Source organism: Bacillus sp. AFS059628, from assembly GCF_002571225.1.
In the GTDB taxonomy this organism is placed as follows: Bacteria; Bacillota; Bacilli; order Bacillales; family Bacillaceae_G; genus Bacillus_A.
Map to the genome: position 1 here is coordinate 78,345 of NZ_NVEC01000008.1, position 15,785 is coordinate 94,129.

Here is a 15,785-nt window from a genome sequence, read left to right on the forward strand (position 1 = left end):
CCACCTGGTGTTTCTGTTTCCTCACCTGGATTCTCTGGACCTTTGCTTGTTTCTTTTTCATTTGTAATTTGAAGTTTTACTACTTCAATTTTTTGATTAGAAATCGTAAATTTAATTTCCTTATCAGATAACTCATAACCTTCTGGCGCTTGAACTTCTTTTAAAACATAATCTCCTGGCTCTAGTTCTTTCGAAGTTGCTTTACCATTTTCATCTGATGTTAATGTGTCTATTTTTGTTCCATCTTTCAAAATTTCAAACACTGCGCCTGTTAATTTTTTATTTGTATCATTAGCATCTACCTTTGTAATTTCTACTTGACCTTTAATTTTTTCTTTCACTTTTTCATTTAATATTTCTTGCTTTATTACTGTATTTGCAACAACATTTACTTCTACCGTCACTTCTAACGCTTTATAGCCTTCCGGCGCTTTCGTTTCTTCTAACGTATACTTTCCTGGCTCTAAGTTTTCGAATTGTACTACACCGTCTTTATTCGTTGTTTTCGCTTCTCCAACTACTTGACCAGTTTCATTTTTCAGCTTAAATTCTGCACCTTCTAGAAATTTTCCACTCTCTGCATCCTTTTTGATTACTTGTAAGCTTCCTAGTTCTTTTGCGTTTTCTACTTGTACTTGTACTACTTTGTTCGCTTCCACAACGACTTCAATTTCTTCTTTTAACAACTTATATCCTTGTGGTGCTTTCGTTTCTTTTAATGTGTACTTTCCTGGCTCTAATTTCTGAGAGATTACTTTACCTGTTTTGTCTGTTCGTAATGTCTCTATTTTTTTACCATCTTTGTACACTTCGAATTCTGCGTCTGATAATACTTTCGTTTTATCTTCTGCATCTACTTTTACGATTTCAAATTGACCAAGACTCTTACTGTTCATTACTTTTACATCAATAACTTTTTCACCATCAACTGTTACATGAATTACTTGTTTTGTTAACTCATAACCTTCTGGTGCTTTTGTTTCTTCTAACGTATATTCACCAGGCACTAGTCCATCTACTTTAACAATTCCAGACTTATCTGTTGTAATTCCTTCTTTTACAACATTCCCTTGCGCATCTTTCAATGTGAATTCTGCGCCCGCTAAACGTTTCGCTTGATCTTTATCATCCGTCTTAATAATTTGTAGAGAACCTAAGATTCTTTCGTTTTCCGCCTCTACTTTTACTACTTCTTTCTCGTTTTGTATTGTTACTTTCCATTCTTTATTTGAAAGCTTGTAACCTTCTGGTGCTTTCGTTTCTTTCATTGTATATTCACCTAATGGTAATTTTGGTGACATCACTTTTCCACTCTCATCTGTTTTCAGTTCCGCTACCTTTTTACCATCTTTATATACTGTAAATTCTGCACCTGATAATACTTTCGCTTTATCATTCGCATCTACTTTTACAATCTCAAATTGACCTGTTACTTTTTCATTCATAACTTCTTGTTTTACTACTTCATTTGCTACTACGTTTACTTCGACTGTTACTTCTACTGCTTTATAACCTTCCGGCGCTTTCGTTTCTTCTAACGTATACTTACCTGGCACTAAGTTTTCGAATTTCACAACGCCGTCTTTATTCGTTGTTTTCGCTTCTCCAACTACTTGACCATTTTCGTTCTTCAGTCTAAATTCTGCGCCTTCTAGAACTTTTCCACTCTCTGCATCCTTTTTGATTACTTGTAAGCTTCCTAGTTCTTTTGCGTTTTCTACTTGTACTTCTACTACTTTGTTTGCTTCCACAACGACTTCAATTTCTTCTTTTAACAACTTATATCCTTGTGGTGCTTTCGTTTCTTTTAATGTGTATGTTCCTGGCTCTAATTTCTGAGAGATTACTTTACCAGTTTTATCTGTTCGTAACGTCTCTACTTTTTTACCATCTTTGTACACTTCAAATTCTGCGTCTGATAATACTTTTGCTTGATCTTCTGCATCCACTTTTACGATTTCAAATTGACCTGTAGCTTTTTCAACAATTTTTTTATTCAACACATCTACAGTCACTGTTTTATTAGCAGCTACATTAACATGAACTAAACTAGATGATAGTTCATAACCTTTTGGTGCTTCAATTTCCTTTAATGTATATGTTCCAACTGGAAGTTGTTTTGATAAAGCTTCACCTTTACCATCTGTAATAATTGTTTCGACAACGTTCCCATCTTTATCTATAACATCAAATTTTGCACCTGGTAAAAGTTGACCAGATTCACTATCTTTTTTCAATAATTTAAATTGACCATTTTCTACTTTTTTCGTATTCTTCACAACAAATTCAATTATGTTTGTATTATCAATTGTTACTTTTGCTGGTGTATCAACTTTTATATATCCTTCTGGTGCACTAATTTCTTTTACAAAATAATCACCAAATGGTAAATCTTTAACTTCCGCAATACCCTTTTCGTTTGTTGTAACAGTAGCCACAACATTATTATCTTTGTCTATAACATCAAATTTTGCGTCTTTTAAAACAATGTTTTCATCGTTTTCATCAACTTTTTTAATTTGTAAATTTCCTTTTTCTGCAGCCGGCTTTTTCCACTTTGGCCAGTTAAATTTAAAATTATGAACCTCAAATCCATCTCTTTGGTGTAATCCACCAACAAAGGCTTGTCCGTTAATAGAGCCACCCTTTGTCTCTACAACTGCATTAGGCGCAAATACACTTCCTACTACACCATATCCTTTAGTTGTTATCTTTTTAGCATTAGGGAACACCCAAATGACTTTACTAGCTAACTCAGTAAAAAAGGAATTAGGGTCATATGCTTGAGATGTATTAACTAATGTGAACCCGCCCTTATCTGTTGTATCATACAGGATTGCACCGCCACCAAAATTAACTTCTTCTGCATCTGAATGAATAACAATAAAATCTTTGTTATTTACATTTGGAAGATAAACATCCTTTACATTGAATGGTTCTTGCCCTTCTAATCCTGAAGAGACATAAATATTAGAATTATTTACATCTTCACCGATTCCAAAGGTCATACCCGGTTTTGGTTTATCAGTATGTAATTGACCCGCATCCTCAATTACACTATTAACGTCTTTTCTAAACTCTTTAAATTTAGCATCAATCTCCGCTTGCTCTTTATAATAGATACGGTCATATGATGATTTCATTGCACCTTCTGGGTCACCATCTTTTGTCATAGCCACTGTTCCATCTTGGATAATTACTTGTCCTGTTCCCGCTTTCGTAAATTGACCGCCTAGTAATAATGACGGATATCCTTCATCTACCCATGTCGCTCCAGCTAAATTATTCGCTCCAGTTGCAGCCGCTACGACTGTATAACTTGATGCATTCATATTTTTTTGAACAGCCATCGCACCCTCAATATCCGCACTCGTTGCACTATGATCTCCAAAAATGATTGCATTGTAATAAGATACATCACCTAAACCTTTTAACTCTGTTGTAGCTGCTTCTGCTTTATACGGTAAATGGATTAAAAAATTCATACATACTAGTAACACAACTATAAAACTACTACTTAATTTTTTTATTTTTTGATTAAATGATTTCCTCAAGAAATTCATTCCCCCTTTTAAACTTCCTAAAACCAAACAAAAAGCATCTTTCCTATGTACCAAGCCTTACTCACAATAACTTAAAATCATCCATTTAAATAAAAACAAGAAACTCTACAACTGCTTAATAAAATTACTACAATTCATTTTTGAGATAATACGTGAACGAAACTAACATGCGGAAGTATTTTTTGCATATGGAGCTCAACAACATTAACCTGGAGAATATTTCATATGGTGTAACTATTTTGGCAACATCATTCACTCTACAATAGTTTCCCAGAGTATTCAAGTGAATTGTATGGATTTCATACACAATTCATAATTTAAAACGTTTTCATTCCTTTTAATACGTTCAACAAAAAAACGTAGCCAAAAAGCTACGTTTTTCTTTCATCGTTTCGGTGTATTTTTATGATTTTTCAAAAATGGAAGCGGGAATTGCTTACGGAAATGTTCTTTAATCATATACTCTACACCGTTCTCACTATTTGAACGTGTAATCCAGTCAGCCGCTTGTTTTAACTCCACAGGCGAGTTCCCCATCGCTACCCCGAGCCCTACATTTTCAATTACTTCTAGATCTTCTAGACTATCTCCAATCGCAACCATTTCGTTTAGCGAAATATTTAAATGCTCTCCAAGCAATTGTAATCCACGTAATTTTGATACATTTTGCGGCAAAATTTCTATTCGTTTTGAATCACACTCAACATACTCTAAATCTTGGAACGCTTTTCTTAATGTATGGAGCCCTCGTTCTTTTTCACCTTTCGTTTGGAAAATAACATCAATTTTTGGCGCCGCTACTGGATGATCACGAAGCGCATCACCTAACGAGTCTACAAATTGAACTGGATAAAATAATGGATCCGCGCTTGATAATACAGTACGCGCAATTAAGTTTGGTGTATTTCTCTCACGATTTCCGATTGAAAACCGTTCATGAGAAATGCGGACGTTACAATCGAAGTGCTCTAACACTTGCACAATGTTAAACGTCTTCTCTTCCGATAATCTTCTTTGAACATACGGCTTATCTAACGTTGCTGAAACGAAAGCACCGCCATGTGTCACTAATATAGAATCTAATTTTAGCGCCTTTGCTACTTTATGAGCAGACTGAAAATTACGGTTCGTAAATAATGTAACGTATACATCTTTTCTTTTCACAAATTCAATTGTTTCTCGTAATCCTTTTGCAATTTTTCCGTTGTTGTATAGTAGTGTCCCATCTATATTAAGAGCTAGTAAGCGATAAATCATGTCGCACTCCCCCTCTTCGCTGTTGTACTCTATCCATAATTTATGAAATAAATGTAGCAAATAGAACGAGTTAGAATTACTACTGAAAATTTGGTTTACTATATACATATACACTTAGCAAAGGAGATAGTACAATGCAGGCACCACCTTCCTTTTATGAAGGCGATACGTTAGAAGTCGCAAAGAAATTACTCGGACAGAAACTTGTACATATTGTAGACGGAGTAAAACGAAGCGGAATCATTGTAGAAGTAGAAGCATACAAAGGTCCCGATGATAAAGCAGCACATAGTTACGGAGGTAGACGAACGGACCGTACAGAAGTCATGTTTGGTGCACCGGGACATGCTTACGTATATTTGATTTATGGTATGTATCATTGTTTTAACGTCATTACAGCGCCAGTTGGCACCCCGCAAGGTGTTCTCATTCGAGCCCTTGAGCCAGTAGATGGAATCGAAGAAATAAAACTCGCACGCTACAACAAAAGCGACATTACAAAAGCGCAGTATAAAAATTTAACGAACGGCCCTGGCAAACTATGCCGTGCCCTCGGAATTACTTTAGAAGAACGAGGTGTATCCTTACAAAGTGATACATTACATATTGAACTCGTCCCAGAAGAAGAACAGCTATCATCACAATATAAAATAACAGCAGGACCTCGTATTAACATCGACTATGCAGAAGAAGCTGTACATTATCCGTGGCGTTTTTATTATGAGGGGCATCCGTTTGTTTCAAAGAAATAAAGTGAAACTTTAATCAGTGGGGAGGGTCTTCATCCCCCACTGATTNNTTATGGGCAGTTGATCCCCCGCCTAACTTCTTTGCTTTCGCTGAATTTTGAGGTGGGGATCTTACTGCCCATTAAAGCGGGATAAACGATATCGACTTACCGACAAATAAAAGAAGACTGTTCCAAAGTGGAACAGTCTTCTCCTTTTACTCCGAACCTTCCGCAGTCGCAATATTATCCTCTAAGTTTTCTCTTGATAATTCAGCTGCCATAAAGTCAGCTGTTTCTGGAAGTGCTAAATGCATATGAGCTTTTTGACAAATTTGGATCGTACAGTTTTCAACAACATAGTCGAAAACATGTCCACCTCCGCTTCTTTCATCATCGATATAATGTAAGTGGAAACCAGCTACACCAATGCCTTGCGCATAATCTGGTGTCCAAAATCCAGCAAGCGTACCTTCTGTCTCTTTAAACGAAAAGATCGGCTGTGATTTCGTCACTTCAACGAGCGGTGTATACGGTTTTTCTTGTCTTGGAACAGTTCTCGTTCTTACTTCACGGAATGTACCGTCCATTCGAATCGCGTAAAATAAGTTTTTACTTGGCATTAATTCATGTAATAATGCCTCAACTTCTTCACGATTCATCGGACGCTCTACTGTATAACTCATTTCTTTTTCAAAAAACGTTACAGTCGCAAATGGTGTTGTTTCTTCTGGCTCTACTTTTTCTGCTGAACCGTCTGAACGTAAATGATAAAATTCGTTATCAAATGCAATCATTTCACCATCTAATTGATCAAATGTGCCGATGCCGAAATCACCACGTTCTTTCAATTCCTCAAAGCTAATCACACCATCATATATACCATCTAATAGCGCAAGCATTGTAGATGTTTGATATACTTCATTACTCGTTTTCGTTCTTTTTGCATCAATATCCATTAATTGCGCAACAGTCATCTCAAATCTGCCTCCATTAGTTTAATTGGTTTGGTAATAATTTTTCGCTTAATTTAATGTTATCACGGTAGTCGATTGGAATATCAATAATGACAGGACCGTCTGCTGCTAATGCTTCTTTTAATACCCCTTCTAATTCATCAGGCGTGTTAACACGAAGACCTAACGCCCCGAAACTTTCCGCATATTTCACAAGGTCAACATCGCCAAACTCTGTAGCTGATGTTCTGCCGTATTTCATCATTTGTTGGAATGCAACCATATCATATGTGCCGTCTCTCCAAACAAGATGGACGATTGGAGAATTTAAACGTACCGCCGTTTCTAACTCCATCGCTGAGAATAAGAAACCACCGTCACCTGATACGGAAACTACTTTTTTACCTGGTTCTACTAAAGTAGCAGCAATTGCCCAAGGAAGTGCAACACCTAACGTTTGCATGCCGTTACTAAATAATAATCTACGTGGTTCATAAGAACGGAAACATCTCGCCATCCAAATAGAATGGGAACCGATGTCACATGTAACGGTTGTGTCGTCACTAATTAAAGAACGAAGTGTACGAATCACTTGAAGTGGATGCGTAACACCTTCTGAAGGACGATTTGGAACTTCTGCTTGTTCTGATAATTTCGCGCGTAATCTTTCTAACACTGCTTCTGATTTCGTACTTAACACAAGTTTTGGTAACTTTTCTGCGATGCTATTTACTGTTAAGGCAATATCACCAATTAATTCACGCTCTGGTTGGTAATCATGATCGATATCTGCTTGATGGTCATCAAGATGAATAATCGTTCTGTCTCCAAGTTTATTCCAGAATTTCGGATCATACTCAATTGGATCATAACCGATAGAAATAACAAGATCTGCCTCTTCTAGTAAAATATCACCTGGTTGGTTACGGAATAGTCCAACACGGCCGAAGAAATGATCTTCTAACTCACGTGAAATGGCACCAGCCGCTTGATATGTTTCAACGACAGGAAGTTCTGTATCCGCAATTAATTCACGAACGGCTTTCGTCACTTCATTTGTGCTCGCTCTCATACCGAGTAAAATAACCGGTAATTTCGCTGCTTTTATTTTTTCTACTACGTATGTAATATCATGTGTGGGAGCGATTCCAAGCTGTGGCTTAGAGAGCGCACCGATAGACTCTACAGTCGTTTCCGCAGTCATAACGTCTTGCGGCAGACTTACTAAAGTAGCGCCTGGATTTGTGGAAGTCGCACTTCGGAATGCATTTGATAATGCTTCTGGCACATTATCAGGATGCTCTACTTCTACGCTATATTTTGTGATTGGTTCGAATAGTGCAGCATTATCCATAGATTGGTGCGTACGTTTTAATCGATCCGTACGCGGAACTGCACCAGCTAAAGCAACAACGGGATCACTCTCCGCATTCGCAGTAACAAGACCTGTCGCTAAATTTGATGTCCCTGGTCCTGAAGTTACAAGACATACGCCCGGTTTCCCTGTTAATCTACCAATAGCAGCTGCCATAAATGCTGCGTTTTGTTCATGACGACAAACAATTAACTCTGGTCCTCTTTCTTGCAGTACATCAAATACAGAGTCAATCTTCGCTCCTGGAATACCGAAAACATGTGTAACACCTTGTTTAATTAAACAATCAACAACAAGATCTGCTCCTTTTGTTTTTGTCTTCACGTCGTTTGCTTTTACATCTGTACTCAAACTAATCATTCCTTTATTTCATAATGTGTGTAATAAAGATTTTTTAATTTCACCTAGTTAATTAACGTGGTGAAGTATCGTTTATCATTATAGTACAAATGCATTATTTTTCCAAGAATATGAATTTGACATTATTTTAACAAACAGTAAGGAATACGCTTACAACCCTTTGTTTATCCTAAAATAATATTTTTATAAATTCTCTAAAAATGTACGAGAAATTTCCATCTCGTTACAGTATTAAAATCTTAACAGTACCTTGCAAAGAACACTAGCAAATGATATATTTGTAAATATTGGAATACCCATTAATTGGAACACACTTTGTGATTTGTATTCCCCTTTTCAAAAGATAGGATTCTCAAATGTAATTCATCATTTTATAAAGGAAAGTGATTGTTATGAACAAAAATGAATTTTTGGAACAACTTAGTTCCTCTCTGCGGAATATGCCCGATGTAGAAAAGAAAGATATTATTTCGGAGTATGAAACTCATTTTATCAGTGGTAAACAAGATGGGAAATGTGAAGAAGAAATTGCTAGAAAACTAGGAAACCCTAAAACGATCGCGAAAGAACTGAATGTTTCCTATGCAATAAGCAATGCTGACAAGAAACGAAGCTTCAAAAATATGATAACTGCACTATTTTCTGTTATGAGCTTAAGTGTTTTAAACTTTACCTTTATCATTATCGCCTTTTTCGTATTGCTCTTTTTATTACCTATTATTCTAGCACTTATCATTGCTACTCCATTATTAATCATCTCACCTATTTTATTAATAGGATTAGGATTTTTCAAAGGGTTTCATCAAATCAGTTACTCCGATGTTTATAATGTGTTCATCGCTTTTTGCAGCGGTTTACTCATATCCGTCATATGTTATCAAATGATAAAACATCTATACGCAGCTTTAGTGACGTACTTGAAATGGAATGTAGCTACTTTACAAAGATACTAATACAAAAGGAGATTAAGATGAAAAAGTATATTTTATACCCACTCATATTACTTACATTTTTATTGCTATCAGCTTGTTCACACGATACACAATCTAATGAAGCAAATGATACAAGATATGATAAATTAGACGATGTACAATCTATTAAAGATGTTACGGTTAAAATTCCAGAAACTATATTCACTTCCTCAAAAAAGAATGAAACGATTAATGAAGATGAAATGAAACAAAATATAAAAACGTATTTAGATTATAGCGGAGAGTTATACGAAAACATCGTCCCACTTTCATCAGCCATGTCTGACGAGGAAGTCACGGAATCCGATCGGGAGAAATTAAAACAACTAGTAGATTTAGCGCAACAAAACGATGCGAACTTCCATCATTTTATTAGCAACAATACGATCCCTGATGATTACAAACAACCTTCGAAGGAAATTCATGATTACATTTCATCTTCTACGGCACTTTCAGTAGAACTAGAGCAAGAATTAGACAAACTCGCTCAAGATGGTAACTTATTCAAAACTGATTTTTCTTTTACAAAACGCTTTGAGAAAGTGAATGGTAGGAAGCAAAAAGAAATTGAAAAGTTTTTGAAGGAGAAGAATATTGCAACAGATTATTTCCACAAATAACAAACAAAAAAGACACCCCTATCCGAGGGGCGTCTTCCTTTATTACGCTTGTTGTTGCGCGTTATATAATTCTTCAAGTGGCTTCATGATAATTTTGTTAACGTCGCCGATTACAACGTTTAAGCGTTGCTCAGTTTCCATTAACTTTGTAATTTTAGCATCTTGTTGAATGCGAGCTACAACTTCTTGTGCTTTTTGGTTATCTTCTTCAGTGATTTCTTGACCTTGCATCATTTTTTGTTGTAGGCCAAGTTGCATTGTGCGGAACTCATCGAATAAGTTCTTTGAAGCTGCGTCACCTTGTACTGCTGCGTAGCTTGCTTTTAATGTTTGGAAATCTTCGTTTTCAGCGATTGCTTTTTGTAATTCATATGCAACATCATGAATGTTTTTTGTCATTTTATTTTTCCTCCTTTAGAAGGCTAGCACTTGTCATGCGCACTGCCTTTTCAGTGCATTTACATACGCACTCTTCTTACCATATCAAACTATGCAAGAGATGTGAAGAAATTTCACTTTTATTTCTATGTACTTACCTTATTATTTAAGAAACAACAGTAATAATCCTTGCACAATTCCAATCATACCGCCTAATAAGGCACCTAAATACGTAATCATTTTTAGTTCATTTTTTGTAATGGACAGCACTAAATCTTCTAGTCTCTCCGTTGAAAATGTGGAGACTTCTTGCTGGACAATTTCAGCCAAGTGGAGATTATTTAGTATACTCGCTACGTTTTCTGCTCCCCACTTCAAGCCTTTCGTTACTGCACTTGGAACTACCTTTTCCATAATTGTTTCTCGAACTGGCTCACATACTTGCTGCACAGATTGATTTAAAAATTTACTTACTGTTTCCTCAACTTTAACTACAGACAATATGGAGCTTACAATCATTTCTTTTTCTACAAACGTTTCTACTTCTTTTACATCTCTTCCTTTTAACTTTTCCCACTCTTTTTGCAGTACATCAGTTAAAAGCTGTTTCGTACCTTCTTGCCCTAAAAACTTAATGACTTCTGGCTGCACACGATCCACTACACTTACATTCCCTAAAAACATTCCGACTAGATTAAGCAATGTTCCCCTAGAAGCAAAGAAATCATCAATCATTTTTGAAAGACGTGTCTTCCCTTCTTCACTCTCAAAAAATTGAGTTGCTCGCCCTAAAATAAATGCCGAAACATTTGGAATCGCATTCTCTATTTTCTCGTGAACAGAATGAGGTAAGGCTTGTTCCCATGTATATGTATAGTACTCTTCTAAAAATGCCTCAATCTTTTCTGTAATCACATGTTCAATTTTATCGGTTGCCTCTTTTTCTACATGTGCTACGTTCCATTGTTCTAACATTTGTCGCAGTGATTGTTCATTCGTTATTACTTTATCCACTTCTACTTGTGCCCATTGGATTAAACCTTTTTGAAACTCTTCATTCGTTAACTTCTTTCCGATTCCTTCTGGCGTCAACAAATGCTCGACAACCATTTTTCCTAATTGAACCGCAAGTTCATCGCGGCGCTTCGGAATTAATCCTGGTGTAAATGGAACTTGAAATTTCCCAATATAAATAGGACGATGAGGACGAAATAACATTTTTATCGCTAAATGATTTGTAAATCCTCCAATAATCGCTCCGAGCCCTGTCGTCGTTAACATACTTAACCATATATTCATTGCAATCAACCTTTCGCTTCTCCAAAACTATAGCATATCATCATACGGACAAAAGTATAATGGTATAAAAACGTATTTGCAATATATAGCTTCGCCTATTGTGCCAACATTTTGTTAGTAAAGGAGTGATTTCGTTGGTTCTCGGTATTTTAACTTCTCACCCTCATTATGAGCAAACGTATTACACCGAAATCGCTAAACGCGCTCGGCTTTATCATAATGTCGTTGCCCAGTTTACGCCATTTGGTATTGATCCTAAAACAGATCTTATTTCTGGTCTGATTTATGATACGGATACAGGAAAATGGAAAAAGCAAATATTCCCTATTCCTTCTTATATATACGATCGTTCTTCTTTTAACGAAGAAACAAACTTCGAAAAAGCAAAATCAATTATTCACTCATTACACAACCGTCCTACCACTACCTTTTTAAATAACACACTCATTGACTTAAGCAAACTACATGATGTATTTCTCACAAACAAAAAATTATCTCCTTATATACCAAAATTTGAAATAGCGACCATACAAAACGTTTTCAAACTGTTATTAAAAACAAAAGATATTATTATACGTCCTACTAACACACATTCCAATGAAAGTCTGTACCGGGTCGCTTATAAAAATAAGACCTTTCATATCGATACGATCAATGACGCCTATCATACTTCTGCTCAAATAAAACGAACCGATGAATTTATATCTTGGTACAAACGTAACATACGATCAGCATGTTACATCACCCATACAATGCTGCAACCACCAAATCAATTAACATACCCGCTCCATATTCGAACCATTTTACAAAAAAATAAAGAACAGAATTGGAACGTGATCGGTCAATTTATACAAAAAAGCTCATTTCCAAATCAACTTTTATTTTCGGTAACGGATGATTCCTCGCTGCATTCATTTTCAAAAATTAAATACGTACTATCTAGTACTGGGGTACAGTTATTACAAGATGCTTTACATGACATTATAAATGAAGTGTTTCAAACATTAGATCAATCTTATTCTTCTTTATTCGAGCTAGAGCTTTCCACCATTATGGATCAAAAAGGGGCCATTTGGCTTATGTATGTCAACACGATTCCCCCGTACGAACATTACATTCGTCATAGTGATGCATTAGCGGAGAAAATATATCACGGACCACTCAAATTTAGTCGTTTTACACCATAATGAAAGGAGGTAATTTCATTTTGAAAGAGCACATATATACATTAAACATTTCAGATGAGCATCCAAATAGTATTACTTTACCTTATATTTTTTCCATTACACCACCGATTACATCCCTCTCCTTCGGCATACGCCATGTTGCCAGTGAAGAGGTGAAGATTCATTATTCCTTTACTCGTGAGATCATTATCGGAAAACAAATTGCAGAGAAACTGTTACTTCCTCAATCCACTACCATCCATGCATTCACTCAAAATGAAACCATTATTTTCGGACCTTTAATCGGGATTTTTACAACTGGTTTTAACGATGACTCTTCTAATCCTTTAGGAAGCCGTTCAACTTCTCTTGGCGAGTTACTAACGCCCCCATTCACTTTGCGACCATTTGTATTCGTTTTTGGTGTGCAACATATAGACTGGGAAGATGAAACAATTGAAGGATACTTCTTTCAAGAGGAAAAATGGATAAAGAAAAAAGTGCCTTTCCCAAATGTCATTTACGACCGACTACCAAATCGAAAAGCCGAAAATTATAAACCAATCGTAAGAGCAAAAAGAAAATTAGAGCATGACTATGCGATTCCATGGTTTAACCCAGGATTTTTTAATAAATGGGAAGTGCACCAACTTCTTATGAAAGATAAATCCATTATGCCGTTATTACCAAACACAGAAACATTTCAGCACTTCGAACAAGTTGAACGATTTCTCGGAACGTATAAATCGATTTACATGAAACCAATTCACGGCAGCTTCGGTAGAAATATTCATCAACTATTTTATTCTCAAGCAGAGAATTGCTATTACTGTCGTTATCGCGAAAATGAAGAAAACAAACTAAGAAAGTATCAATCATTAGAAACACTTCTAAACCATGTGTTAAAAGGGAATGATTTAAAAAAGTTCATCGTACAACAAGGTATTTCCTTACTTCGCTTCGATGGGCAACCTGTTGATTTTCGCATTCATACAAACAAAAATCATTTTGGCCAATGGATGGTCAGTGCAATCGTCGCAAAAATTGCTGGCAAAGGTAGTTTAACAACGCATGTAAATAGCGGCGGTGATACAAAATTACTTCAAGAACTTTTTCCAGATTCAACGAAACAAGTTCAAATTGAAAATAAATTAAAACATACAGCCTTACAAATTAGTTATGCGCTCGATGAACAAGTAACTGGAAACATTGGAGAGATCGGTTTTGATATCGGTTTAGACATGCAGGAAAACCCGTGGCTCTTTGAAGCAAACTCTAAACCTGGGCGAACTGTATTCCAAGATGCCAAGTTAAAAGAACAGAGTGAACTAACGCGCCAATTATTTTACGAATATGCCATCTACTTAACTGAACATTCTTTGCGCGATGCAAAGGAAAAAATGTCTCAAATAAAATCAGAGGCCCCCTCAAGTACTGAGCATATCCCGTCCCCTATGATTCACTCACAAATACGAAAACAAAAACTTCCACCTCATTCATAAGGTGGAAGTTTTCTATTTACACAAGTTTCACTACAACTTCTGTTTCCACATTACACATCCCGCAATAAAAAACATGATTACAGTATTCTTGTGAATTATTATGTGTTAAACCATCTACTGCGTTTAATAATTCTTGATCCATATACGCACTATAATCGTCTATGTAATCTACAGTTTTCCCGTAATCTTGGAGTATACCTTGGCAATTTTGACAAGAATATGTTTGTGATTCTAATGCGTTGCAAAGCGGGCAAATTCCCATCACGATTCCTCCATATAATTGTATCTAGCTACGTATAGGAGCGGCTTGCCCCATTCTTACTTACATTTGCCTCAAAATAGCAGGATACAAAAAGAAAAATATATTTCATATCGCTCTTAGTTTTACCTTCTTTCTAAAAAATACAACGATTACTCTTATTTCATAATTTACGAAATCACTAAGATTTTTTACAAAATTTACAAATTATTATTTCGTATATCTTTCTAGGTAACATCCATACTATGAGTACAAACTTAATTACCGATGGATTAGCGCCAAACGGGGCGATAATCTGGTTCAACTCCAGCTAGTCCAACCAAAAAAAATTTTTATAACTCTAAGGAGGATATATTCCTATGGCAAACCAAAATTCTTCAAATCAATTAGTAGTACCAGGAGCAACAGCTGCAATCGACCAAATGAAGTACGAAATCGCTCAAGAATTTGGTGTACAATTAGGAGCAGATTCTACGGCTCGTGCTAACGGTTCTGTTGGTGGCGAAATTACAAAACGTCTAGTTGCAATGGCTGAGCAAAGCCTTGGCGGATTCCACAAATAAATATATATGGCAAAAAGGTCTCAAGGCATATGCCTTGAGACCTTCCTTCATTTATTGTAACATTTGTAAAAACTTCTTCGTACGTTCTTCTTTTGGATTTGTAAATACTTCTTCTGGTGTACCTTGTTCGACAACGACACCGCCATCCATGAAGATAACACGGTTCGCAATTTGATGTGCAAAGCGCATTTCGTGCGTTACAATTACCATCGTCATACCTTCTTTAGCAAGTTCCTTCATTACTTTCAGAACTTCTTGAACGAGTTCAGGATCAAGTGCTGACGTCGGCTCATCAAATAGTAACACTTCCGGCTCCATCGCAAGCGCGCGAGCAATTCCAACGCGCTGTTGTTGTCCGCCTGATAATTGGAAAGGATATAAATCCACTTTATCTGCTAAACCAACTTTTTCAAGGAAATAGTTCGCTTTCTTCTTCGCTTCTTCTTTCCCCATCTTTTTCACTGTAACGAGCCCTTCCATTACATTTTGAAGTGCTGTTAAATGCGGGAATAAGTTATGGTGCTGGAATACCATACCTGTTTGTGTACGAAGATTGACAATATCTTTCTTCGTTACTTTTTGAGAGAAGTCGAGTTCTTTATTACCGATTCGAATACTACCAGCGTTCGGCGTTTCTAACACGTTGAGACAACGTAAAAATGTCGTTTTACCAGATCCGGATGGCCCGATAATAACAACAACTTCCCCCTTCTCAACTGATAAATCTATATGCTTTAGTACGGTATTATCTCCGAAACTTTTTTGTAAGTGCTGAATTGAAATCATAAA

At 36.2% G+C, this 15,785-nt stretch carries 14 protein-coding genes; 6 read left to right on the forward strand and 8 right to left on the reverse strand.

Annotated elements, in window-relative coordinates; translation table 11 throughout:
* Both COL05_RS05120 and COL05_RS05125 read right to left on the reverse strand, forming a co-directional pair.
* The coding region (locus tag COL05_RS05120) for an MSCRAMM family protein (RefSeq protein WP_373605312.1) at nucleotides 1-3,554 on the reverse strand (3,554 nt) is incomplete at its 3' end.
* 393 nt (nucleotides 3,555-3,947) lie between these two features.
* A complete protein-coding gene (locus COL05_RS05125; RefSeq protein ID WP_098667822.1) occupies nucleotides 3,948-4,820 on the reverse strand; it encodes a Cof-type HAD-IIB family hydrolase in 873 nt (290 codons plus the stop codon).
* A gap of 134 nt (nucleotides 4,821-4,954) precedes the next feature.
* Here COL05_RS05125 and COL05_RS05130 point away from each other — a divergent pair, with 134 nt between their 5' ends.
* Nucleotides 4,955-5,572, forward strand: a complete 618-nt coding sequence (locus tag COL05_RS05130) for a DNA-3-methyladenine glycosylase (protein ID WP_098667823.1) — start codon at nucleotides 4,955-4,957, stop codon at nucleotides 5,570-5,572.
* Between the two features lie 193 nt (nucleotides 5,573-5,765).
* Here the strand turns inward: COL05_RS05130 and alsD are convergent, their stop codons facing one another.
* Both alsD and alsS read right to left on the reverse strand, forming a co-directional pair.
* Nucleotides 5,766-6,524: an alpha-acetolactate decarboxylase gene (gene alsD, locus COL05_RS05135; protein ID WP_098667824.1), complete on the reverse strand. Its 759-nt coding sequence runs from the start codon at nucleotides 6,522-6,524 to the stop codon at nucleotides 5,766-5,768.
* 16 nt (nucleotides 6,525-6,540) lie between these two features.
* Nucleotides 6,541-8,229, reverse strand: a complete 1,689-nt coding sequence (alsS, locus tag COL05_RS05140; protein WP_098667825.1) for an acetolactate synthase AlsS — start codon at nucleotides 8,227-8,229, stop codon at nucleotides 6,541-6,543.
* A 401-nt stretch (nucleotides 8,230-8,630) separates the two neighbouring features.
* Between alsS and COL05_RS05145 the strand changes: the two genes are divergently transcribed.
* Entirely contained in the window at nucleotides 8,631-9,191 is a 561-nt protein-coding gene (locus tag COL05_RS05145; protein ID WP_098667826.1) for an HAAS signaling domain-containing protein, read from the forward strand.
* Nucleotides 9,192-9,208: 17 nt separating this feature from the next.
* Entirely contained in the window at nucleotides 9,209-9,829 is a 621-nt protein-coding gene (locus COL05_RS05150; RefSeq protein WP_098667827.1) for an NDxxF motif lipoprotein, read from the forward strand.
* 42 nt (nucleotides 9,830-9,871) lie between these two features.
* On the opposite strand, the gene COL05_RS05155 is transcribed toward COL05_RS05150, so the two are convergent.
* Together COL05_RS05155 and COL05_RS05160 are read right to left on the reverse strand one after the other, a co-directional pair.
* A complete protein-coding gene (locus COL05_RS05155; protein ID WP_098667828.1) occupies nucleotides 9,872-10,228 on the reverse strand; it encodes a YlbF/YmcA family competence regulator in 357 nt (118 codons plus the stop codon).
* A gap of 141 nt (nucleotides 10,229-10,369) precedes the next feature.
* Nucleotides 10,370-11,506, reverse strand: coding sequence for a DUF445 domain-containing protein (locus tag COL05_RS05160; RefSeq protein ID WP_142337356.1), 1,137 nt, complete (start codon nucleotides 11,504-11,506; stop codon nucleotides 10,370-10,372).
* Between the two features lie 134 nt (nucleotides 11,507-11,640).
* Here COL05_RS05160 and COL05_RS05165 point away from each other — a divergent pair, with 134 nt between their 5' ends.
* A complete protein-coding gene (locus COL05_RS05165) occupies nucleotides 11,641-12,693 on the forward strand; it encodes a YheC/YheD family protein (protein ID WP_098667830.1) in 1,053 nt (350 codons plus the stop codon).
* A 20-nt stretch (nucleotides 12,694-12,713) separates the two neighbouring features.
* A complete protein-coding gene (locus tag COL05_RS05170) occupies nucleotides 12,714-14,174 on the forward strand; it encodes a YheC/YheD family endospore coat-associated protein (RefSeq protein WP_098667831.1) in 1,461 nt (486 codons plus the stop codon).
* Nucleotides 14,175-14,190: 16 nt separating this feature from the next.
* Here COL05_RS05170 and COL05_RS05175 read toward each other — a convergent pair whose 3' ends face one another.
* Nucleotides 14,191-14,436, reverse strand: coding sequence for a hypothetical protein (locus tag COL05_RS05175; protein ID WP_098667832.1), 246 nt, complete (start codon nucleotides 14,434-14,436; stop codon nucleotides 14,191-14,193).
* 356 nt (nucleotides 14,437-14,792) lie between these two features.
* Here COL05_RS05175 and sasP point away from each other — a divergent pair, with 356 nt between their 5' ends.
* Nucleotides 14,793-14,996: a small acid-soluble spore protein, SasP family gene (gene sasP, locus COL05_RS05180; protein WP_000013338.1), complete on the forward strand. Its 204-nt coding sequence runs from the start codon at nucleotides 14,793-14,795 to the stop codon at nucleotides 14,994-14,996.
* Between the two features lie 51 nt (nucleotides 14,997-15,047).
* Here the strand turns inward: sasP and COL05_RS05185 are convergent, their stop codons facing one another.
* Nucleotides 15,048-15,782 carry an amino acid ABC transporter ATP-binding protein gene (locus COL05_RS05185; RefSeq protein WP_001970173.1) on the reverse strand — a complete coding sequence of 245 codons (735 nt, stop codon included), beginning with the start codon at nucleotides 15,780-15,782 and terminating at the stop codon, nucleotides 15,048-15,050.
* Nucleotides 15,783-15,785 lie beyond the last annotated feature (3 nt).

Excerpts from the sequence above, each read along its gene's own strand:
- COL05_RS05125 (WP_098667822.1), bottom strand. The coding sequence starts at position 4,820 with ATGATTTATCGCTTACTAGCTCTTAATATAGATGGGACACTACTATAC.
- COL05_RS05130 (WP_098667823.1), top strand. The coding sequence starts at position 4,955 with ATGCAGGCACCACCTTCCTTTTATGAAGGCGATACGTTAGAAGTCGCA.
- alsD (WP_098667824.1), bottom strand. The coding sequence starts at position 6,524 with ATGACTGTTGCGCAATTAATGGATATTGATGCAAAAAGAACGAAAACG.
- COL05_RS05145 (WP_098667826.1), top strand. The coding sequence starts at position 8,631 with ATGAACAAAAATGAATTTTTGGAACAACTTAGTTCCTCTCTGCGGAAT.
- COL05_RS05150 (WP_098667827.1), top strand. The coding sequence starts at position 9,209 with ATGAAAAAGTATATTTTATACCCACTCATATTACTTACATTTTTATTG.
- COL05_RS05155 (WP_098667828.1), bottom strand. The coding sequence starts at position 10,228 with ATGACAAAAAACATTCATGATGTTGCATATGAATTACAAAAAGCAATC.
- COL05_RS05160 (WP_142337356.1), bottom strand. The coding sequence starts at position 11,506 with ATGAATATATGGTTAAGTATGTTAACGACGACAGGGCTCGGAGCGATT.
- COL05_RS05175 (WP_098667832.1), bottom strand. The coding sequence starts at position 14,436 with ATGGGAATTTGCCCGCTTTGCAACGCATTAGAATCACAAACATATTCT.
- sasP (WP_000013338.1), top strand. The coding sequence starts at position 14,793 with ATGGCAAACCAAAATTCTTCAAATCAATTAGTAGTACCAGGAGCAACA.
- COL05_RS05185 (WP_001970173.1), bottom strand. The coding sequence starts at position 15,782 with ATGATTTCAATTCAGCACTTACAAAAAAGTTTCGGAGATAATACCGTA.